The organism is Methylocella sp. CPCC 101449 (assembly GCF_031921685.1).
GTDB lineage: Bacteria > Pseudomonadota > Alphaproteobacteria > Rhizobiales > Beijerinckiaceae > Terripilifer.
In genome coordinates this window covers 517663-537833 of the sequence record NZ_JAPDHU010000002.1, presented here as the reverse complement: position 1 = coordinate 537833, position 20171 = coordinate 517663, and the positions used below count along the sequence as shown (strand labels likewise).

The 20171-nt window shown below is 63.4% G+C and carries 18 protein-coding genes; 11 read left to right on the top strand and 7 right to left on the bottom strand.

Going from position 1 to position 20171, the window contains the following annotated elements; all coding sequences use genetic code 11:
- The first annotated feature begins 80 nt into the window (after nt 1–80).
- Nucleotides 81–1796, top strand: coding sequence for a sulfate permease (locus OIM99_RS13170; RefSeq protein WP_311850873.1), 1716 nt, complete (start codon nt 81–83; stop codon nt 1794–1796).
- Here OIM99_RS13170 and OIM99_RS13165 read toward each other — a convergent pair whose 3' ends face one another.
- The 3 genes from OIM99_RS13165 to OIM99_RS13155 form a co-directional block, all read right to left on the bottom strand.
- A complete protein-coding gene (locus tag OIM99_RS13165) occupies nt 1797–3485 on the bottom strand; it encodes an FAD-dependent oxidoreductase (protein ID WP_311850872.1) in 1689 nt (562 codons plus the stop codon).
- A gap of 8 nt (nt 3486–3493) precedes the next feature.
- Entirely contained in the window at nt 3494–4216 is a 723-nt protein-coding gene (locus OIM99_RS13160) for a phosphatidylcholine synthase (protein ID WP_311850871.1), read from the bottom strand.
- 63 nt (nt 4217–4279) lie between these two features.
- On the bottom strand, nt 4280–6178 hold the full coding sequence (locus OIM99_RS13155; protein WP_311850870.1) for a sigma 54-interacting transcriptional regulator: 1899 nt from the start codon (nt 6176–6178) through the stop codon (nt 4280–4282).
- A 155-nt stretch (nt 6179–6333) separates the two neighbouring features.
- Here OIM99_RS13155 and OIM99_RS13150 point away from each other — a divergent pair, with 155 nt between their 5' ends.
- The 6 genes from OIM99_RS13150 (at nt 6334) to OIM99_RS13125 (ending at nt 11843) form a co-directional block, all read left to right on the top strand.
- A complete protein-coding gene (locus tag OIM99_RS13150; protein ID WP_311850869.1) occupies nt 6334–7704 on the top strand; it encodes a CmpA/NrtA family ABC transporter substrate-binding protein in 1371 nt (456 codons plus the stop codon).
- Between the two features lie 4 nt (nt 7705–7708).
- Nucleotides 7709–8548, top strand: coding sequence for a nitrate ABC transporter permease (gene ntrB, locus OIM99_RS13145; protein WP_311850868.1), 840 nt, complete (start codon nt 7709–7711; stop codon nt 8546–8548).
- Nucleotides 8549–8552: 4 nt separating this feature from the next.
- Nucleotides 8553–9431 carry an ABC transporter ATP-binding protein gene (locus OIM99_RS13140; RefSeq protein ID WP_311850867.1) on the top strand — a complete coding sequence of 293 codons (879 nt, stop codon included), beginning with the start codon at nt 8553–8555 and terminating at the stop codon, nt 9429–9431.
- Between the two features lie 29 nt (nt 9432–9460).
- Entirely contained in the window at nt 9461–9949 is a 489-nt protein-coding gene (cynS, locus tag OIM99_RS13135; protein ID WP_311850866.1) for a cyanase, read from the top strand.
- A gap of 208 nt (nt 9950–10157) precedes the next feature.
- On the top strand, nt 10158–10505 hold the full coding sequence (locus tag OIM99_RS13130) for a PilZ domain-containing protein (RefSeq protein WP_311850865.1): 348 nt from the start codon (nt 10158–10160) through the stop codon (nt 10503–10505).
- Between the two features lie 96 nt (nt 10506–10601).
- Nucleotides 10602–11843, top strand: a complete 1242-nt coding sequence (locus OIM99_RS13125) for a UbiH/UbiF family hydroxylase (RefSeq protein ID WP_311850864.1) — start codon at nt 10602–10604, stop codon at nt 11841–11843.
- On the opposite strand, the gene OIM99_RS13120 is transcribed toward OIM99_RS13125, so the two are convergent.
- Nucleotides 11810–12556 (bottom strand): siderophore-interacting protein, encoded by a 747-nt coding sequence (locus OIM99_RS13120; RefSeq protein WP_311850863.1) that lies wholly within the window; start codon nt 12554–12556, stop codon nt 11810–11812. The genes OIM99_RS13125 and OIM99_RS13120 overlap by 34 nt on opposite strands.
- Nucleotides 12547–13251, bottom strand: a complete 705-nt coding sequence (locus OIM99_RS13115) for a class I SAM-dependent methyltransferase (protein WP_311850862.1) — start codon at nt 13249–13251, stop codon at nt 12547–12549. The genes OIM99_RS13120 and OIM99_RS13115 overlap by 10 nt, the downstream gene beginning before the upstream one ends.
- A 136-nt stretch (nt 13252–13387) precedes the next feature.
- Between OIM99_RS13115 and OIM99_RS13110 the strand changes: the two genes are divergently transcribed.
- Nucleotides 13388–14206: a helix-turn-helix transcriptional regulator gene (locus tag OIM99_RS13110; protein WP_311850861.1), complete on the top strand. Its 819-nt coding sequence runs from the start codon at nt 13388–13390 to the stop codon at nt 14204–14206.
- Nucleotides 14207–14217: 11 nt separating this feature from the next.
- Here the strand turns inward: OIM99_RS13110 and OIM99_RS13105 are convergent, their stop codons facing one another.
- Together OIM99_RS13105 and OIM99_RS13100 are read right to left on the bottom strand one after the other, a co-directional pair.
- Nucleotides 14218–14727, bottom strand: a complete 510-nt coding sequence (locus OIM99_RS13105; RefSeq protein ID WP_409371514.1) for a DUF1963 domain-containing protein — start codon at nt 14725–14727, stop codon at nt 14218–14220.
- Between the two features lie 241 nt (nt 14728–14968).
- On the bottom strand, nt 14969–16012 hold the full coding sequence (locus tag OIM99_RS13100; RefSeq protein WP_311850859.1) for an AEC family transporter: 1044 nt from the start codon (nt 16010–16012) through the stop codon (nt 14969–14971).
- Nucleotides 16013–16149: 137 nt separating this feature from the next.
- Between OIM99_RS13100 and OIM99_RS13095 the strand changes: the two genes are divergently transcribed.
- The 3 genes from OIM99_RS13095 to OIM99_RS13085 all read left to right on the top strand — a co-directional run bounded on the left by OIM99_RS13095 (nt 16150) and on the right by OIM99_RS13085 (nt 20149).
- Nucleotides 16150–17022, top strand: a complete 873-nt coding sequence (locus tag OIM99_RS13095; RefSeq protein WP_311850858.1) for a hypothetical protein — start codon at nt 16150–16152, stop codon at nt 17020–17022.
- A gap of 71 nt (nt 17023–17093) precedes the next feature.
- Nucleotides 17094–17870, top strand: coding sequence for an exodeoxyribonuclease III (gene xth, locus OIM99_RS13090; RefSeq protein WP_311850857.1), 777 nt, complete (start codon nt 17094–17096; stop codon nt 17868–17870).
- Between the two features lie 8 nt (nt 17871–17878).
- Nucleotides 17879–20149 carry an adenylate/guanylate cyclase domain-containing protein gene (locus tag OIM99_RS13085; RefSeq protein WP_311850856.1) on the top strand — a complete coding sequence of 757 codons (2271 nt, stop codon included), beginning with the start codon at nt 17879–17881 and terminating at the stop codon, nt 20147–20149.
- Nucleotides 20150–20171 lie beyond the last annotated feature (22 nt).

The following is a 20171-nucleotide window of genomic DNA, read 5'->3' as shown; positions in this document are numbered from 1 at the left end:
TAATCCTACAATGCCATCCTTCCGTCTATCCGACGGAATCAGCAGCCCAGGATTTTCAACCCGAGATACGATACGCTCCCATGACGTTCGCCACCTTCTCCCCGCCCCGGTCCCCCATCGACAGTGCTGACTCGTTCACGCCAAAACTGGTCACCGTCTGGCGCGAGGGCTACGGGCTCAAGGGGTTGCGTGCCGATGCCATCGCCGGGCTGACGGTCGCCATCGTCGCCTTGCCCCTGTCGATGGCCATCGCCATCGGCTCGGGCGCGAAGCCGGAACACGGCCTCTATGCTTCGATCGTCGCGGGCTTCATCATTTCAGCCCTGGGCGGCAGCCGCTTTCAGATCGGCGGCCCGGCCGGCGCCTTCATCGTGCTGGTCGCCACCACCATCGAGCGCTTCGGCTATCAGGGCCTACTCGCCGCCACCATCATGGCCGGCTTTCTGCTGCTGGCCATCGGCTATCTCAGGCTCGGCTCCTATATCAAGTTCATCCCGCATCCGGTGACGGTCGGTTTCACCGCCGGCATTGCCATCATCATCGGCGCCGGCCAGATTAAGGATTTCCTGGGCCTGTCGCTGGCTCATGAACCGGCGGCGCTGGTCGCCAAAATGCCGGCGCTGTTTTCGGCCCTGCCGACAATCAGTTGGCAGACCTTGCTGCTCGGCTTCGGCAGTCTTGGCGTCATCCTGGCACTGCGGCGGCTGGCGCCGCGCCTGCCCGGCCTGCTCGTCGCCGTGTTTCTCGCTTCGCTCATCACCTGGGCCTTCGGTCTCCCGGTGGAGACCATTGGCACCAAGTTTGGCGGCGTGCCCTCGAGCCTGCCGGCGCCGGCGCTGCCCGATGTGCAGCCCGGTCTGCTGCTGGAACTCATCCCCTCGGCGATCGCCATCGCCATTCTCGGCGGCTTCGAATCCCTGCTTTCAGCCGTGGTCGCCGACGGCATGAGCGGGCGCCGGCATCGCTCCAATTGCGAATTGGTGGCGCAGGGCTGGGCCAATATCGCCAGCGCCTTGTTCGGCGGCCTGTGCGCCACCGGCACAATCGCCCGCACCGCCACGAATATCCGCGCCCATGCGCACGGGCCGGTGGCCGGCATCCTGCATGCGCTGTTCCTGCTGCTGTTCATCCTGATTGCCGCCCCGCTCGCCTATTACATTCCGCTGGCGGTTCTGGCGGCCGTGCTGCTCACCGTCGCTTGGAACATGATCGAATTCGATCAGTTCCGCGCCATCCTGCGCACCAGCCGGGGCGAAGCCACCGTGCTGCTTGCAACCTTCCTCTTCACCTGCGTGCGCGATCTCACCGAAGGTCTCGCCGTCGGCATCGTGCTCGGCGCCATTCTGTTCATGCACCGCATGTCGCAGTTCGTCGAAGTGACGACCGAAGTGAAACTGCTGGGCGATGCCACGGCGGAGAACGGCGCCGAAAATGGTGGCGCAGCGCATGAGGCCTTCCCCTCCGACGGCATATTGACGTTCCAGATCGCCGGACCTTTCTTCTTCGGCGCTACCGGCACGGTGTCGGCGGTGTTGTCGCGGCTTGGCGAAACGCCACGCGCAATCATTCTCGATTTGTCGGCCGTGCCTTTCGCCGACAATTCGGGCGCCCATATCCTGGTGGCCTTCGCCGAGAAGAGCCACCGACGCGGCGCTCCGGTCTTCATCGCCGGCGCATCGCGGGCGGTGCGCCGCTCGCTGCTGTCATCAGGCCTGTCGCGGCATCTGGTTCGTTATGCGCCCGATGTGGCAGAAGCGCATGAGCGGGCGCTCAAGCTGGTCGCCGTATCAGCCTGATTACCGCACGGCGACGGAGACCGTTACATCCGCGACCGCCGGTTCAGGCTGCGCCAGAAAGGCGTGCAGCGCCGCCACCACCTGTGCCCCCTCGCCCACGGCGGCGGCGACACGTTTGATCGACCCCTCCCTGACATCGCCGATGGCGAAAACGCCGGCCTGGTTGGTCTCCAGCGGATGGAAGCCCTCGGCGCCGGTGCGGATGAATCCCTTGCCATCACGCTCGATCCCGGCATCCGCCAGCCAATCGGTGTTGGGCTCGGCGCCGATGAACAGGAACAGGTGAGGAATCGCGCAGGTGTCGGTTTCGCCGGTCTCTCGATCCCGCCAGGTGATCCTCTCCAGGCTGCCGTTCTGCCCGGAAAGGCCGATCACCTCGGTCTGGACATGAACCTCGATATTGGGCTGGGCCTCGATGCGATCGATGAGATAGCGCGACATGGTCGCTTCAAGCCCCTTGCCGCGCACCAGCAGCGAGACCTTCTTGACCTGACTGGCGAGATAGACCGCCGCCTGCCCGGCTGAATTGCCAGCACCGACGAGCGCCACTTCCTGATTGGCGCAGAGCTTCGCCTCGATCGGCGACGCCCAATAATGCACGGACGATCCTTCGAACTCGGCGAGATTGGCGACATCGAGCCGGCGATAGCTGGCGCCGGAGGCAACGACCACCGACCGGGCACGGACCTTTTCGTCGGCATCGACGCCGAGAACGAAATGGCGCTCCGCATCGCGCGACAGGCTGAGCTGGCAGGCCTCATCGGGAATGGCCATTTCCACGCCGAATTTCTGCGCCTGATTGTAGGCGCGCGCCATCAGCGCCAAGCCCGAAATGCCCGTGGGAAAGCCAAGATAGTTTTCGATCCGCGCCGAGGCCCCGGCCTGACCGCCGAAGGCCCGGCAATCGAGCACGATGGCCGACAGTCCTTCGGAGCCCGCATAGACCGCAGCCGCAAGGCCAGCGGGCCCGGCGCCGACGATGGCCACGTCATAGAGCTTGTCGGGATCGATGGGGCGCACCAGCCCCAGGCAGCGCGCCAAATCGCTGTCGGCTGGATTGCGCAGCAGGCGACCGTCCGGACACAGCACGATCGGCAGATGGTGCTCATCGACCTTGAAGCGGTCGATCAATGTCGCGGCGCAAGTATCCTCCTCCGGATCGAAGACACCGTGCGGCTGACCGCTGCGCGTGAGAAAGCCTTGTAGACGCAGCACGTCGCCGCTGTGGCGACGACCGACGATAATCGGACCGCTGCCGCCGCTTTCAAGCAGATCGACCCGGCGCAGGATCAGAGCGCGCATGACGCGCTCGCCCAAATTCGCCTCCTGCACCATCAGATCGCGCAGCCGGCCCGAGACGATGACGAGCGCTTCGACATCGCTTGCCGCCGTCGCATTGACCAGCGAAGGCCGATCGGAAAGCTGGGCAAGTTCGCCCATGAATTCGCCAGCGCCGTGGGTGACGATGTGAGCGCCGGTGCCGCCATAGCGGGCGCGGGTGATTTCAAGCTCGCCGGAAAGGATCACGATGACGCCGGGCGAAACCTGCCCGGCGGCGACGACACACTGGCCGGCGCGATAGGACGCGGCCGAACCGAAGCGGCGCAAGCGGTCGATGTCGGCCGGCGGCAGGACCGGATACATTTGCGCCGAGCGGGGATGCGACTTCGCGGCGACCGTCTCTTCCATCCAAGCCTCTACTCTTTCACGGTTTTGCTTTCCGCCCAGACCGAACCACGGGTCAGCGGCAGAAGGATGACATAAGCAGCGCCGAGCAGCAGCACCACCCGGCTCCACCAGGGGCCGGCGAAATTCGTCGCCAGCTCGAGACCGGCGGCCGCCGACCCCGCGAGCAGCACCGCGCCGGTCAGCCATTGCAGGCGTTTCACCCGCATCGGGTGAACGAAGACGATGGGGGCGAACATCAGGACGACTGCGACGAGAACGATCAGGGCCGTCACGGGCGCCGTCGGCTGGAAGACCAGCAGATAGAACACCAGCACGTTCCAGATGGCCGGAAAGCCCCGGAACCAATTGTCCGGCGTCTTCATGCGGCCATCGGCGAAATAGAGCGCCGAGGCGATCAGGATGATAACCGCCAATGTCAGAGCCCAGGGGCGCGGCAAGAGCGGCGCATGCACCAGAACCACCACCGGCACAACCACATAGGTGAGGAAATCGACCACCAGATCGAGCGTATCGCCATCGATGATCGGCAGGACTTCACGCACTCGTGCGGCACGGGCGAAGGTGCCGTCGATGCCGTCGATGACCAGAGCCACGGCGAGCCATAGAAACGTGCTGACGAAATCCTGCGCCACCGCGCGCTCCAGCGCCAGGAAGCCGCAGGCGGCGCCGGACGCAGTGAAAATATGAACCAGCCAGGCCAGGCCGCGTTGAGAGGATGATGAGTCGGTCATGAGCATCGGGTGTAAAGCAAGGGGCAAGGTGCGGCGCTTCGCGGCTTTGCGCAAGCCGCGCGCTTAAACCTTGATGCCAAACGCCTTCATCCGCGAAATCAAAGTGGTCGGCCGGATGCCAAGCAGTTCCGCCGCCCCATCGGCGCCGAACACCCGTCCACCCGCCACATTCAGTGCCGCAACGATATTGTCGCGATCGCGCTGCTTGCGCTCGTCCTCGCGCACCAGACGCACCTGTGAAGGCTGTGGTACCGAGGCGCCCTGCCCGGCCCGCGCTTCCGGCAAGCTGATACGCAGGCGGCCGTTGGACGCCAGGATCGCCGCGCGTTCGATGACATTTTCCAGCTCACGCACATTGCCCGGCCAGTCATAGCGCATCAGGCGGTCGATATCGGCCTTGGTGAGCGTGATCGGCGGCAGATTGAGCTTGCGGATCGCCCCTTCGAGCGCGTGCTGGGCAAGCTGCGGAATATCCTCCAGCCGCTCCCGCAAGGGCACCGATTCAATCGGGAACACGTCGAGGCGGTAGTAAAGATCCTCGCGGAAGCGCCCAGCCTTCACGTCGCTCTTGAGCGAGCGATTGGTGGCCGCGATGATGCGCACGTCGACATTGCGCGTGCGTTCCTCGCCGACGCGTTCGAGCTGCTTTTCCTGCAAGACGCGCAGCAGCTTGCCTTGTAGTTCGAGCGGGATTTCGCCGACCTCGTCGAGAAACAGGGTCGCCTGATCGGCCAGTTCGAAACGGCCGATGCGATCGCGGATGGCGCCGGTGAACGCGCCTTTGACGTGGCCGAAGAACTCGCTCTCGAACAATTCTCTGGGAATAGCGGCACAGTTGACGCGGATCAGCGGGCGGCTCGAGCGGCGGCTCGCCTCGTGAATGGCGCGGGCGATCAGCTCCTTGCCGGTGCCGGATTCGCCCGTGATCAGAACCGTGGCATCGGTCTGCGCCACTAGTTCAATCTGGCTGATGATCTTCTGATGGGCGGCGCTGCGGCCGATGATGCCGCGATGGCGCGTCTCGATGCGGATTTCTTCCTGCAGATATTCGTTTTCGCGCTCCAGGCGTTCACGCAGATGATCGACCTCGGCGAGCGCGCCGCGCAATTGCTCCTCGCTTTCGCGCCGCACGGTGATATCGCGAAAGACGATCACCGCGCCGAGCAGGCCGCCACGTTCGCGGATCGGCGTCGAGGTATATTCGACATGGAACGGCGTGCCGTCCTTGCGCCAGAATACCTCCGTATCAGCCTTATGCACGGTGCCGTCGCGAAAGGCCGCATAAATAGGGCAATCGTGATTGACGTAGTGGCGACCGTCCGCGTGGGTGTGATGGACGGTGGCGTGCATGTCGCGGCCGACGAGCTCTTCCGCCGTCCAGCCGAGCATGCGCTCGGCGGCGGGATTGACGAAGGTGGTGATGCCCTCGGCATTGACGCCATAAATGCCCTCGCCCGCCGCGCGTAGGATCAGCCGGTTCTCGCGTTCGATATCCTGAAAGAAACGCTCGGCGCGCTGCCATTCGGCAATGCCGCTGCGCATGAACAGATCGGCCTCCTGATCGACCATGCGGCGCTGGCGCTCGACGATGTCATGTAAAGCGATCTGCAACCATTGGCCTGCCGAGGTCGGCAGAACGGCGGCGGAATATTCGAGACTGAGCTGGCTGCCGTCGGCGTGGCGCGGCGACAGGGCCTGGGTCCAGTAGCGGCCTTTCAATAGCGCCGCCTGGCTGAAGACGATGAGCGCCGGAAGCTGGCCGGGATGCAGCGCGCTCACCCGCATGCTGCGCAAGTCCGATCGGCCGTAACCGAGCAATGCGGCGGCGCGCGGATTAGCGTCGATGATCCGATCCTCCAGCGGATCGATCACCAGTACCGGCTCGGCGCCGTGCTCGAAAGCGAGGCCGAGAGAGACCTCCGGATGGGCATCGGGCAGATCTACGATATTTCGTATGTTCATTGCGCAATCTCGTAAGACTACGAAATTCCGTACCAGTCCGTCACGGCGCTTTCCAGCGCTAAGTGCATCAGCCCACTGGATTTTCGCAAGCGCGCTCGATCTGGCACACCGGTTGCTCGTTTGGGAGGCAGATTTCTCAGAAGGCGAGCGCAACCATGGCTTTGTTCAAGAACCCGTTCGACGCGACTTCGAAACTTTCCGGCTGCGGCTGCGGCCGCCATGTCTCCCAGGCAGCGCATGACGCTGAACTCACCTGCAGCCCGGCCGATGCGGCGCCGGAAGAGAGCTATCGCCGCACCGTCGAAACGGCGGTGATGAAGGCGATCTTCCCCAACGATCTGTCACGCCGGCGCTTCCTCGATGCCGTGGGCACTTCGACAGCCGCCACCGTTCTTTCGTCGATCTTCCCGATCGCCGCCGCGACCGAGGTCTTCGCCCAGACCGGCGGCCTGGAGAAGAAGGCGCTCAAGGTCGGGTTCATTCCGATCACTTGCGCCACGCCAATCATCATGGCCGATCCGCTGGGGTTCTATAAGAAGCACGGCCTCGACGTGGAGGTGAACAAAGCCGCCGGCTGGGCCGTGATCCGCGACAAGACCATCAACAAGGAATATGACGCCGCGCATATGCTTTCGCCCATGCCGCTGGCGATCTCGCTTGGCATCGGCTCGAACCCGATCCCCTATACGATGCCGGCGGTGGAGAATATCAACGGCCAGGCGATCACGCTGGCGATGAAACACAAGGACAAGCGCGATCCGAAATCGTGGAAGGGCTTCAAATTCGCCGTGCCCTTCGACTATTCGATGCACAACTATCTGCTGCGCTATTATCTCGCCGAGCACGGCATCGATCCCGATACCGATGTGCAGATCCGCGCCGTGCCGCCGCCGGAAATGGTCGCCAATCTGCGCGCCGACAATATCGACGGCTTCCTCGCGCCCGATCCGGTAAACCAGCGCGCCGTCTATGACGGTGTCGGCTTCATTCACATCCTCTCGAAGGAGATTTGGGACGGCCATCCCTGCTGCGCCTTCGCCGCCTCGCGCGAATTCATCACCCAGGCGCCGAATTCCTATGCGGCGCTGCTGCGCTCGATCATCGACGCCACCGCTTTCGCGACCAAGGCCGAGAACCGCAAGCAGATCGCCGAGGCGATTGCACCGGCGAATTATCTCAATCAGCCCGTCACCGTGGTCGAACAGGTGTTGACCGGCACCTATGCGGATGGTTTGGGCCAAGTGAAGCGCGATCCCAAGCGCATCGATTTCGATCCCTTCCCCTGGCAGGATTTCGCCGTGTGGATTCTGACCCAGATGAAGCGCTGGGGCCAGATCAAGGGCGATGTCGATTACAAGGCCGTGGCCTCGCAGGTGTTCCTCGAAACTGATACGGCGAAACTGATGCAGGAAGCGGGTCTTGCGCCGCCAACACCCGGCTCCAAGAAGATCGTCGTGATGGGCAAGAGCTTCGATCCCGCCAAGCCCACCGAATATATCAACAGTTTCGCCATCAAGCGCAGTTGAGCCGATGACTTTGTCTCTCAATGCACGCGCCCTGCTCGTTTCGGTGCTGCTGCTGGCGGGCTTCCTGCTCGTCTGGCAGCTTGGCACCCAGGGCACGAAATCCGTCGAGCAGATGGATCCGGAATATGCGCGCCTGATGGGCGTGACGACGACGCAGGGCAAATCCGCCATGCCCGGCCCGCTCGATGTCGGCTCGCAAATCTGGAAACATCTGAAGGAGCCGTTTTACGATCGCGGCCCCAACGACAAGGGCATCGGCATCCAGCTCGCCTATTCGCTGCTGCGCGTGCTGACCGGCTATACGATCGCCGTGCTCGTCGCCCTGCCGATCGGCTTTCTGATCGGCATGTCGCCCCTGATGAACAAAGCGCTCAATCCGTTCATCCAGATTTTGAAACCGATCTCGCCGCTCGCCTGGATGCCGCTGGCGCTCTATACGATCAAGGACTCGTCGATCTCGGCGATCTTCGTCATCTTCATCTGTTCGGTGTGGCCGATGCTGGTCAACACCGCCTTCGGCGTCGCCTCGACCCGCAAGGAATGGCTGAACGTGGCGCGGACTTTGGAAGTGCGCCCTTTACGCAAGGCCTTCACCATCATCCTGCCGGCCGCCGCGCCCACCATCGTCACCGGCATGCGCATTTCCATCGGCATCGCCTGGCTCGTCATCGTCGCCGCTGAAATGCTCGTGGGCGGCACAGGCATCGGTTATTTCGTGTGGAACGAATGGAACAATCTGTCGATCACCAATGTCATCATCTCGATCCTCGTCATCGGCCTGATGGGCATGATGTTAGATCAAATCCTGGCCTTCGTCGGCCGGCTCGTCACCTATCCGGAGTGAGGCCGTGAACGACAGATTCATTTCCATCGAAGGCATCGCCCGGCGCTATCCGAAAGCCGGCGGCGGCACGACGACGATCTTCGACGACTTCTGGTTCCGCATGGGCAAAGGCGAGTTCGCCTGCATCATCGGCCATTCCGGTTGCGGCAAGACGACAGTGTTGAACACGCTCGCCGGCCTCGAACTGCCCGATGCCGGCGTCACCGTCGTCGATGGCCACGCCATCGAAGGCCCGTCGCTCGATCGCGCCGTGATCTTCCAGAGCCATGCGCTGCTGCCGTGGCGCACGGTGCTCGGCAACGTCGCTTATGCGGTGGCCTCGAAATGGCGCGACTGGAGCCGCGAACAGGTCAATGCCCATGCCATGCGCTTCATCGACGTGGTCGGCCTCAAGGGCGCCGAGATGAAGCGGCCGGCGGAACTGTCCGGCGGCATGAAGCAGCGCGTCGGCATCGCCCGCGCTTTGTCGATCGAACCGAAAATCCTGCTGATGGACGAACCGTTCTCGGCGCTCGACGCGCTGACGCGCGGCTCCTTGCAGGACGAGGTGCGGCGCATCTGTATTGACACCGGCCAGACCGCCTTCATGATCACCCATGACGTCGACGAAGCGATTTTTCTGGCCGACAGGATCATCCTGATGACCAATGGGCCGGAAGCGATGGTAGCGGAAGTAGTCGCCAATCCGCTGCCGCGCGAGCGCCGCCGCATCGATCTGCACAAAGCCGCCGACTATTACCCGCTGCGCAATCACCTCATCGACTTCCTCGTCACGCGTTCGCGCACGTTCCGCGACGAGAAGCCCATCGGTTACGACAAGAAACATCCGCCCGTCGTGCAGCCGACTGCGGGCAGCCCCATCCCCTTACGCATTCCTGCGTAAAAAAACTTTCACTTCACAAGGAGACATCCATGAAACGCGAAGAACTCACCGAGAAAATTCTCGACATCAAGCGCGAAAGGGGCTGGACGTGGAAGTATATCACCACGGAAATCGGCGGCATGTCGGAAGTGCTCGTCATCGGCGCCCTGCTCGGCCAGATGAAACTGGTGAAGCCCTTGGCCGAGAAAGCCGCCACGCTCTTCGGTTTGAGCGAGAACGAAAAGCGCATGCTCAACGAAGTGCCCTATCGCGGCGGCGGCACGCCGATGCCGCCGACCGATCCGCTGATCTACCGCTTTTATGAAATGGTGATGGTCAATGGCCCGGCCTGGAAAGCTCTGATTGAGGAAGAATTCGGCGACGGCATCATGTCGGCGATCGATTTCAACATTGAATTCGAACGCGAACCCAATCCGAAGGGCGACCGCGTGAAAATCGGCATGTCCGGCAAGTTCCTGCCCTATAAATATTACGGCAACGAACAGGGCATTCCCGACTACGGCTTCAAGGAAGCCTAGCAAGCTCTACCACATGCCCCTGGTTCCCGGACACGCGAAGCGTGATCCGGGAACCAGGGGCATGTGGCAAAACGTTGTGTCGTGGTTGCGCACCACAGTTTAGCGTCGGGAACGGCACCGAGCAGCCAAATATCCTTAACAGATCGTGGCCCGATTGTTGCTCAGATGAACCTATCGCAACACGAGCGTAGCGAAATGGATCAAGGGCATGGGGGATAGAAGGCAGCAGCAACGCAGACGGACTTATCTTCGCGGTTTGATCGCATTCAACCAACGAAATTCCACCCTGGAATGCCTAGTCCGCGATTTATCTCATAACGGCGCATTGATCGCGATGGCGAATACCTCGAACCTTCCGGGCACTTTCGAAATCGCCATTCACAAGCAAGGCGAAAGTCGACCGGCACAAATGGTTTGGCTCAACGAGACCCGGGCCGGCATCAAATTTACCGAACGCCGCTCGAATGTGATCTCGTTCGAAGCGGCCCGCCGCATACACTCGCTGGAGGAAGAGCGGCGCATGCTCAGGAGACGACTGGAGGACTGGTTTCTATAATCTCCAGCGCCCTTTTCCGGGTCGCCCCAAATTTCCGCTGTCCCCGCGACTTGATGCCGGCTCGCCAAAGGCGACCTGAGGCTTTAAGTCTGGGGCATGGACGCGGATATTCTCATCGCCGGAGCAGGACCGGCCGGCCTCGCTGCCGGCCTGGCCCTGGCGCGCCTCGGCAAACGGATCGTCGTCGCCGGCCCCGCCGACGATAGGCTAAGCGCGCGCACGGTGGCGCTGTTTGACGGCTCGGTGCGGTTTCTCGCAGCACTTGGCGTGTGGGACAGGATCGCGCCGCGTGCGGCGCCGCTCGCCACCATGCGCATCGTCGACGATACCGGCTCACTCTTCGCCCATCGGCCCACGGATTTCAAAGCCAGCGAAACAGGGCTCGAGCAATTCGGCTTCAACATCGAGAATGCCGACCTCACCCGCGCACTCGAAGCCGCATTGGCGGAAGAGCCCAACGTCCGGCGCCGGCACGATCTCGTCACCGGTTATGATTTCGAAGCCGAGTGCTGCCGCGTCGGCCTCGCCAACGGCGAGACGATCGAGGTGCAGCTCGTCGTCGCGGCCGACGGGCGGGCGTCGCCGGCCCGCGCGGCGGCCGGCATTGGCGTGCGCGAATGGGCCTATCCGCAAGTGGCTTTCACTGCCCTGCTCGACCACGCCATCGCCCATGGCGATGCCTCCACGGAATTTCATACGCGCGAGGGTCCCTGCACCTTCGTGCCACTACCCGCCACCGAGACCTCCACTCATCGCTCAAGCCTGGTGTGGATGATGCGACCGGCACACGCCGACCAGTTGCGCGCGTTGAGCGATGCGGACCTGGCGCGTGCCATCGAAAAGCAGAGCTACCATCTGCTCGGCAAGATCACTTTGGCGCGACGCGGCGCCTTCATTCCGATCCAGGGTCTGAGCGCGCGCGCGATGACTGCGCCGCGTCTGGCACTCGTCGGCGAAGCCGCGCATGTGTTTCCGCCTATTGGCGCGCAAGGCCTTAATCTGGGCCTGCGCGACGTCGCCCATCTCGCCGAATATATCGAACGCTTGCAGCCGGACGATGCGGGCGCAAGACATGTGCTCGACGCCTATGAACGCGCGCGCCACGGCGACGTGCTGTCACGCCAGATCGCCGTCGATCTCCTCGACCGCACTTTGCTCGCTGGCTTCCTGCCTGTCGATATATTGCGCGCCGCCGGCATGGCTGCGCTCACCACCATCGCGCCGCTGCGTCGCTTCGCTATGCGCGAGGGTGTGCTGCCAGGTGTGGGCGCGCCGGATGTGATGCGCCAGCCTGATCAGCGCGCTCAATCCAGGCCTGTCTTGCCGGGCGCCCAATAGGCTTTCGTGAGGATGCGCGCCGCTGGCACCTCTTGCCGCTTCAGGCCTTGGCGGAGCCGCTGGATGGTGCCGGCCTGTCCGGTCAGCGCGAAGGTGGCGCCGTCGTCGACCTGCGCTTGGAGCGCGGCCTCCATCTCCAAGATATGCGTGCCGTTGCCCTGTCGTTCGAACAAGGCGGCCGGACCGATCTCAAGCTTTTCGAGAAGCTGCGATGCGCCTTCGCGATCTCCCACTTCGAAGTGGCACATGACCGATCGCGTGCGATCCTGGCGCAGCAACGCATAAGCGAGCCCAATGGACGTCTCGTCGCCAAAGACGGCCAGCGGCCCGGTCGTCTGGCGCACGTCAAGTGAACTGCGCGGTCCGAAGAGATCACACACATCCCCCGGTCGAACGTTACGAACCCACGCGCTGCCTGGCCCCTCACCATGCGTAAAGGCAAGAATACGAGTACGCCCGGCCACGGTGTTCCAATCCATCGGCGTATAGGTGCGCGCGACGAAGGCCGAGCCCATCGCGATCTGGATTTTCTGCCCGGGCACCCAGGTGACGTCTTGCAATGCCTTGCCTTCAAGCGTGATCAGCGCGAAGCGGTCGCTCAACGGCTCGCTGGCAACGACGGTCGCCTGTTTCATCAGCATGCGCAGCAGTGCGCGGCTCAGCCGGCCAGGCGTTTTGGTGGTGGCACGTTCTGGGGCTTCTCTCAGCAGCATCGTGCGGTCCTCACGGTGAATTCGTTGCCACGTCCCTCGTCCAGCGCGAGCGCGCGCGAGAGGTAGCCGTTCGCCGGCTTGCGGACGTAGTCCTGATAGGCTGGGTCGAAAGCATTTTCGCCGAGGATCGCCGCGCCGGGCGACAGCCTCGGCTCGATCATTTTCAGCACAGGCAGATAAAGCGAGAAGGCACCATCGAGCAGCAACAGATCGACCGTGCCGTCGACATCCTTGAGCGTTTCGAGCGCATCGCCTTCGCGAATCTCGACCAGATCGTCCAGGCCGGCGGCAGCCAGATTGGCGCGCGCCCGCGCCACCTTGGCGCCTTCAAGCTCACTGCCAATGAGGTGACCGCCGCCGTTGTCGCGCAGCGCGGCGGCGAGATAGATGGTCGAAATGCCCATTGAGGTGCCGAACTCGACGACCCGCCTCGCCTTGCAGGCGCGCGCGATCGCGTAGAGGAAGCGGCCGTATTTCGGCGAGACGGCCAGGAAATTGGCGGCATAGTCGCGATAGACACGCCGATAATCCACCAGCTCTTGCGCCAACATGCCAGCGATCGCCTGTTCGGGCGAACCGCCCGGTACCTCGATGACCGCCATCATCGCTTCGATATGTTCGCGGTCGCAGGCCTCCGCGTCCCGGTGCAGCTTGTCCAGGGTATCAGCGACAAGGCCCTCGGTCAGTGAGTTCACGGCATGTCCTTTCGCGTGCGCCGGTGGGTCTCGACCGGCTGGCCGCAAAGGGATAAGAGACCGCATATTTGGCGTCATTCCGAAATTCAGACAGAATATTATTCAATTCTGCCAAACCGAAACGCGAAGGCCGCTCATGCCGATCCTGACCGAACTCTCCAAACCGTCAGACTGGATCGAGCCGGACGACGTGCCGCGCCCGGTCGTCACCTATGGTTTCGTGACCGAGGATTTCGACGGCATCGAACTCGGCTTCCACAGCCACGCCAAGGGCCAGATCATTCTCGTGCAGCGCGGCGCGCTGAGTTGCGAGGTGGAAGGCGGGCTATGGATCGTGCCGCCGCGCAGCGCCGTCTGGATTCCCGGCGGCGCGCTCCATGCCGTCAAGGCCACGGCGGCGGGCGCGCTCGAAGGCTATAACGGTTTCGTCGATCCGGCCGTCGGCCAAAACCTGCCGCGCACCTGCTGCGCCTTGTCGGTGACGCCGCTGCTGCGCGCGCTTTTGACCCGCGCCGCGAATCTGCCGCTGCTCTATGAGGAAGGCGGAGCGAACTCCCGCCTGGTGTCGGTCCTGCTCGATGAACTCGCCGTCGCCCAGATCGAGGATCTGCATCTGCCGATGCCCAACGATCATCGTCTGCGCCGGATCATCGACCTGATGATGAACGCGCCGGCGGATCGCGCCACGCTCGCCGTCTGGGCGAAGCGCGCCGGCTTGAGCGAGCGCACCTTGGCACGGCTCATCCATCAAGAGACCGGCATGAGTTTTGGCCGCTGGCGCCAGCAGCTCTGCGTAATGCTCGCCGTCAAATGGCTCGCCGGCGGCGCCTCCATTCAGCAGGTCGCGGCCGATCTCGGCTATGAGAGCATGCCCAGTTTCGTGACCATGTTCCGCAAGGCGCTTGGTACATCGCCGGGGCGATATATGGTGGAGCGGCACTCTGGACGGTCATAGCGTTCGCGCTGTCAGTAAAACTGGCAGGACCATCGCCACTCTCCCGCCGACGAGCGGAAAAAATAGCCGATGCCATTGTCGGCCCACATCCAGTTGACCTTCTCTTCCGACCCGACCTGAAAGACAAAATCATTCAGGCCAACGGCGTGTTGGATTTCTTTCGGATAGCCGCCGACCTTGGTGTTGGAATAGCGATTGAACCCGCCGAAGAAAGCGTCTGACGCGCTGTCGTCTTCATTGACAGCCGACAAATCGAGCAGGCTCCAAGCGTCTTCCCATCCCGGTGCATCATCATCGATGCGCGACCAGCGAATAGGAAAGGCTTTATAGGGATGATCGAGAGCGGGTAACGGAACGAGATTGTCCGTCGTCGTATATTCTCGGATCAACCAGCCATCGCCGTGCGGCAGGTCGAACGGATGGCTGCGCAGATTATGAAACAGAACCAGGAGCGACACGTGCTTGAGTTGTTCGGGCACATAGGGCAGCTCGTCGATGCGAACCTGCAAGAGTGGGAACATCGCTTCGCCCTTCCATTCAGGAAGCCCTTCGCCGCGATGGCCGACCCCACGACAAAACCATGACGTGACCGGATCCTCCGATGGCCGAAATCCTCCAGCCGTCGCTACGGAAGCGGAACGCAATTGACCTTGCAGTTGATCGAGAACTGTTTGGGCGGCCGGGGTCACGCGCGCGATATCCCTTTGCGGATTCAAAGCTGAGGATCGAATAACCTCAATTCGCCGATCCGCCGAGGGTTCCCTACCCAAACAATCGATACGGCACGCCGCCCACGGCGATCAGATAGAGCAGCCCCGTCACCGTCACCACCGAGATCATCGTGCCGGCCATGATCAGGCTCGAGGCGCGCTCGACATAGACGTTGTACTGGCTCGCCATCACGAAGACGTTCAGCGCCGGCGGCAGCGCCGCCATCATCACGGCGGTGAAGGTCCACACGCGGCCGAAGTCGCCGAGCAGCGACATGGCGACCCACACCAGCAACGGATGCAGCACCAGCTTGCACAGAAGCAAGAGCGGCATTTCGCCGGAGATGCGTCTGACCGGACGTTGCGCCACCGTCACGCCCATGACGAAGAGCGCGCAAGGGGCCGCGGCGTTTTGCAGGAAGGTGAGCAGTTTCTCGACCGGCACGGGCGGATGGATCTGCGTCGCCGCCGAGAAGATGGCGAGTGCGGTGGCCACGTTGAACGGATGGGTGAAGACGCGCCGGGCGATCAGCCAGGCGGTTTCAGCTTTGGTCGCGTGGCTGCCGGCCGACAGGCTCATCAGCAACGGCACGATGGTGAAGAAGAAGGTCGAGTCGAAGACGAAGATCAAAGCCGTCGGCACCACCGAGGCCGGGCCGAAGGCCGCGAGCGTCAGCCCCGGTCCCATATAGCCGACGTTGGAATAGCCCGAGGCGACGCCCTGGATCGTCGCCTGTTCCAGGCGGCGGCCGCTGCCGAACCAGCCGACGCCGAAACCGAAGGCATAGGCCAGCGCCGTGCAGCTCGTGGTGATCGCGATGAAACGCCAATTGGCGAGTTCGGCGATGGGCGTGGCGGCGATCAGATTGTAGAACAGGGCCGGCAGCGCGACATAGACGATGAACGTGTTCATCCAGGCGAGGCCGGCCTCGGGAATATCCCACAGCTTTCCGCAGACGTAGCCGATGACGATCAGCCCGAAAAAGGGCAGCGCCAGATTGAGGACATCGGCCAGTTTGGGGGCGAAAAGCCCCACCCCGACGAGCGCCGCGAAGCCGGCCAGAGGCACAAAAACGTGGATCAGGCGGTCGCGCACACGCTTGTTTCCGATGTATTTATCCAGGCCGACACAAAAAGCGCTGAGAGCGCATATTGTGCGCGATTCCGCTCACCGTTATGGATTTGACGAAATCGAGTCAACGCGGCACGCCGCGAACCCCGGTGCCGCCCTCTTTGTCCACGCCTCCGCCCGCCCCTCGCTTCAAGCATCGCATTGAATATGCCTGTTTCCGGGCCATGGTGGCGCTCGTGCGGGCGCTGCCGCTGGAAACCGCTTCCAACGCCATGGGCTGGGGCTGGCGGATGTTCGCGCCCTGGTCGAGCCGGCACCGTCGGGCACTTGCCAATTTGCAAGCTGCCCTGCCGGAAAAGACCGAGGCCGAGCGCGAGGCGATCGTGCGGGCCATGTGGGACAATCTCGGCCGGGTCTTCGCCGAGGCGTTCCATCTCAAGACCATCATGGACGAAGGTCGGCTTGAGCTTGAAAGTAAATTCTCGGATCTGCTCCCAGCCGACAGATGTTTCATCGCCTGCGCCCCTCATCTGGGCAATTGGGAACTCGGTTCGGCCAGCCTGGTCGTGACGGGGGCAAACACGGCTGGCGTCTTCCAGCGCATCAAGAATCCTTTGATCGACGCCTATGTCTACCGCCTGCGGGCGCCGTTCTATCCCGGCGGCCTGATCGCCAAGCATGAGAGCGCGGCCCGCAAGCTGCTGCAACATGCCCGCCATGGCGGCGCCATTACCACCATGGTCGATCTGCGCGACAATTTCGGCCTGCCCGTGCCGTTTTTTGGCCGGCCGGCCCCCAGTTCTCCATTTCCGGCCATCGCCGCCCGACGGCTTGGCATCCCCCTGTTCGCGGGATGGGTGGTGCGGCTGCCAGGCGTGCGGTTCCGTGCCGGCCTGATCCGCATCGAAGTGCCGGTCACCGACGATATCGACGCGGATGTGGCCACCGCCACCGCCAATTTGCACCGTGCCATCGAAAACGCCGTACGCGCCCACCCCGAACAATGGATGTGGGCGCATCGGCGCTGGGGCTGAAAGGCGCGGCGCAACCGGCTACACTCGCCCGAACTCTAGAATCTCGACCAACAGAAACCGGAATTTCGCCTGTGCGCATAGCCACCTGGAACGTCAATTCGGTGCGTCAGCGCCTCGATCATCTCCTGCGTTATCTCAAGGAAGAGGAACCCGACGTCCTGTGCCTGCAGGAAATCAAATGCACCGACGACGCCTTCCCCAGGGCCGAGATCGAGAGCGCCGGCTATAACGCGGCCGTGCATGGCCAGAAGACGTTCAACGGTGTCGCCATTCTGTCGAAGGCGCCCATCGAGGTGACGCGCGGTCTGCCGGGCGACGATGCGGACGAGCAGTCGCGCTACATCGAAGCAATCGTGCCGCACGGCGACACCGTCGTGCGCGTCGCCTCGATCTATTTGCCCAACGGCAATCCGGTCGGCACCGAGAAATACGCCTACAAGCTCGCCTGGATGGATCGCCTCGCCCGCCACGCCAAATCCCTGCTCGCCTACGAGGAGCCGCTGGTTCTGGCCGGCGACTACAACGTCATCCCCGAGGCCAAAGACGCCAAGACGCCGGAAGCCTGGGTCAACGATGCGCTGTTCCTGCCGCAGACCCACGCCGCCTTTCGCCGGCTGATCAATCTCGGCCTCACCGAAGCGGTGCGCGCCACGACCGACGAAGCCGGGCTCTATTCCTTCTGGGATTATCAGGCCGGCGCCTGGCAGAAGAACAACGGCATCCGTATCGACCATCTGCTGCTGTCGCCGCAGGCGGCCGACCGTCTCTCCTCCGCCACGATCGACAAACATGTGCGCGGCTGGGAAAAGCCATCGGACCACGTGCCGGTGCGCATCGAACTCAACTGAGGCCCTGATTGGCAAAGCCACAGCCAGCGCGCGCGACGGAGGCCACCGGCCGCAAGACGGCGCGACGCGGATTGCTGTGGCTGGTCGGGCTGACGCCGGTCATCATCGGGCTCATCGTCGGCGTGTTGCTCAATGGCACGCGGCCGGTGGAGCGCCTGCGCAACATCGTCTTCGACGAATTCCAGCAGCTCGCGCCGCGCCCCTGGTCGCCCGATCTGCCGGTGCGCATCGTCGATATCGACGATGCTTCTCTTACCCGCCTCGGCCAATGGCCGTGGCCGCGTCAGCGGCTCGCCGAGCTGACGAACAAACTCATAGAACAAGGTGCCGCCGTCGTCGCTTACGACAGCCTGTTCGCCGAGCCCGACCGGCTCGCGACCCGCGAAGTGCTGTCGCTGCTGCCAGCTTCGCCGGAACGCGATGCGCTGCAAAAGACGCTCGCCGACAGCGGCACGCTCGACGCCGACCCGCTTGAAAAAGCCTTCCGCGACCAGCCGGTGGTGATCGGCATGGCGCTGACCAATCGTCCTTCCGACGTCAGCGCGCCGATGAAGACGCAATTCGTCCGCCTGGGTGATGATCCAACGGCGGCGCTACCGTTCTTTCGCGGCATGATCCTGCCGCTGCCGCATCTGCGCGAAGCGGCCGCCGGCATGGGCGCCATCAACTACATCCCCGATGTCGATCTCATCCTGCGGTGCGTGCCGCTGGTCTTCGCCATCGGCGACGGGCCGGAGAAAACCCTGGTGCCGAGCCTCGCCGGCGAAGCGCTGCGCGTCGCCTTCCGCACCGACACGCCGGTCATCAAGGCAAGCAATGCCTCGGGCGAGACCAATTTCGGCGGCCGCACCTCCATCGTCGCCGTGAAGATCGGCGATGCCGAAATCCCCACCGAGCGGGATGGCGGCGTGCGCATCCGTTTCGCCGGATCGCAGCCGGGCCGCGTGCTGCCGGTGTGGAAGATTTTGGAAGGCGGCGTCGATCGCGATGAGATTGAGGGGCGCATCATGCTCGTCGGCTCGAGCGCCGCCGGCCTCTCCGACTTGCGCTCGACGCCGATCGACAGTGCGGTGCCCGGCGTCGAAGTGCATGCGGAGCTGATCGAACATGCACTCACCGGCTCGCGCCTGGCGCGGCCCGATTGGATGCTGGGCGCCGAAGCCATTGCTTTGCTCATCGGCGGCCTCGCCGTCGCCTTCCTGGCACGACGGTTGCCGCCGACTTTGGCGGCGCTCGCCGCTTTCCTACTGCTCTGCGTCTGTGTGCTCGGCAGTTGGTATCTGTTCCGCTACGAAGACCTGCTGTTCGATCCGGTCATTCCCGGCGCGTCGTGGATCGCCACTTATCTCGGCGTCACCTTCGTCGTCTATCGGCAGAGCGAACAGGAGAAGCGGTTCGTGCGCGGCGCCTTCCAGCGCTATCTCAGCCCCAGCGTCATCGAACAGCTCGCCGCCGATCCGTCCCGCCTCAAACTCGGCGGCGATACGCGCGAGGTGTCGATCCTGTTTTCCGACGCGCGCGATTTCACCGCGCGTGCCGAGACGCTCGATGCCGAGGGCGTGGTGCGTTTTCTCAACGCCCTGCACACGCCGCTGACGGGCGCCGTACTCGCTGAGCGTGGCACGATCGACAAGTATATCGGCGACGGGCTGATGGCGTTCTGGAATGCGCCGCTGATCGTGACCGATCATGCCGACCGGGCCTGCGCGGCGGCGCTTGCCATGCAGGCGGCCATTCCCGACATCGACGCGGTGTTGCAGGCACAGGCCGAGGCCGAAGGCCGTTCGCATGTGCCGCTGGCCGTCGGCATCGGCCTCAACGCCGGACCGGTCTTCGTCGGCAATATGGGATCGGACCAGCGCTTCGATTATTCGATCGTCGGCGATCCGGTAAATGTCGCGGCGCGGCTGGAGACGGCGACCAAGGAATTGGGCGTATCGATCGTCGCCTCGGCGGCAATCCGGGCCGCCGCGTCAGCGCATCGGTTTGTCGAACTCGGCGCCTTTGCATTGAAGGGCAAAAGCGAGCCGCAGCCGCTCTATGCCCTGCATGGCCGGCAGGACCAGCTCGGCGCGGATTTCCAGCGCTTCGCGACGTTGCACGCGGCGGTGCTGCAAGGTCTCGCCAGTGGCGCGCCCGATCTGCCTGAACGTATCGCTGCGGCGGTCGCAACGCCGGATGGCGCGCGCTATCTCACGTTCTACAAGAAGATCAGCGGCAAGATCGGTGACGGACGAGCCATTGAAATCGAGGGCGAGAAGTCGCCCGGAGGCTCTTGATAAAACGAATGAATTAAAGGGA

Coding starts and splice junctions, on each gene's coding strand:
- ntrB (WP_311850868.1), top strand. CDS start 7,709: ATGACTTTGTCTCTCAATGCACGCGCCCTGCTCGTTTCGGTGCTGCTG.
- OIM99_RS13170 (WP_311850873.1), top strand. CDS start 81: ATGACGTTCGCCACCTTCTCCCCGCCCCGGTCCCCCATCGACAGTGCT.
- OIM99_RS13120 (WP_311850863.1), bottom strand. CDS start 12,556: ATGCTGCTGAGAGAAGCCCCAGAACGTGCCACCACCAAAACGCCTGGC.
- OIM99_RS13125 (WP_311850864.1), top strand. CDS start 10,602: ATGGACGCGGATATTCTCATCGCCGGAGCAGGACCGGCCGGCCTCGCT.
- cynS (WP_311850866.1), top strand. CDS start 9,461: ATGAAACGCGAAGAACTCACCGAGAAAATTCTCGACATCAAGCGCGAA.
- OIM99_RS13130 (WP_311850865.1), top strand. CDS start 10,158: ATGGGGGATAGAAGGCAGCAGCAACGCAGACGGACTTATCTTCGCGGT.
- OIM99_RS13150 (WP_311850869.1), top strand. CDS start 6,334: ATGGCTTTGTTCAAGAACCCGTTCGACGCGACTTCGAAACTTTCCGGC.
- OIM99_RS13110 (WP_311850861.1), top strand. CDS start 13,388: ATGCCGATCCTGACCGAACTCTCCAAACCGTCAGACTGGATCGAGCCG.
- OIM99_RS13160 (WP_311850871.1), bottom strand. CDS start 4,216: ATGACCGACTCATCATCCTCTCAACGCGGCCTGGCCTGGCTGGTTCAT.
- OIM99_RS13105 (WP_409371514.1), bottom strand. CDS start 14,727: ATGTTCCCACTCTTGCAGGTTCGCATCGACGAGCTGCCCTATGTGCCC.
- OIM99_RS13155 (WP_311850870.1), bottom strand. CDS start 6,178: ATGAACATACGAAATATCGTAGATCTGCCCGATGCCCATCCGGAGGTC.
- OIM99_RS13165 (WP_311850872.1), bottom strand. CDS start 3,485: ATGGAAGAGACGGTCGCCGCGAAGTCGCATCCCCGCTCGGCGCAAATG.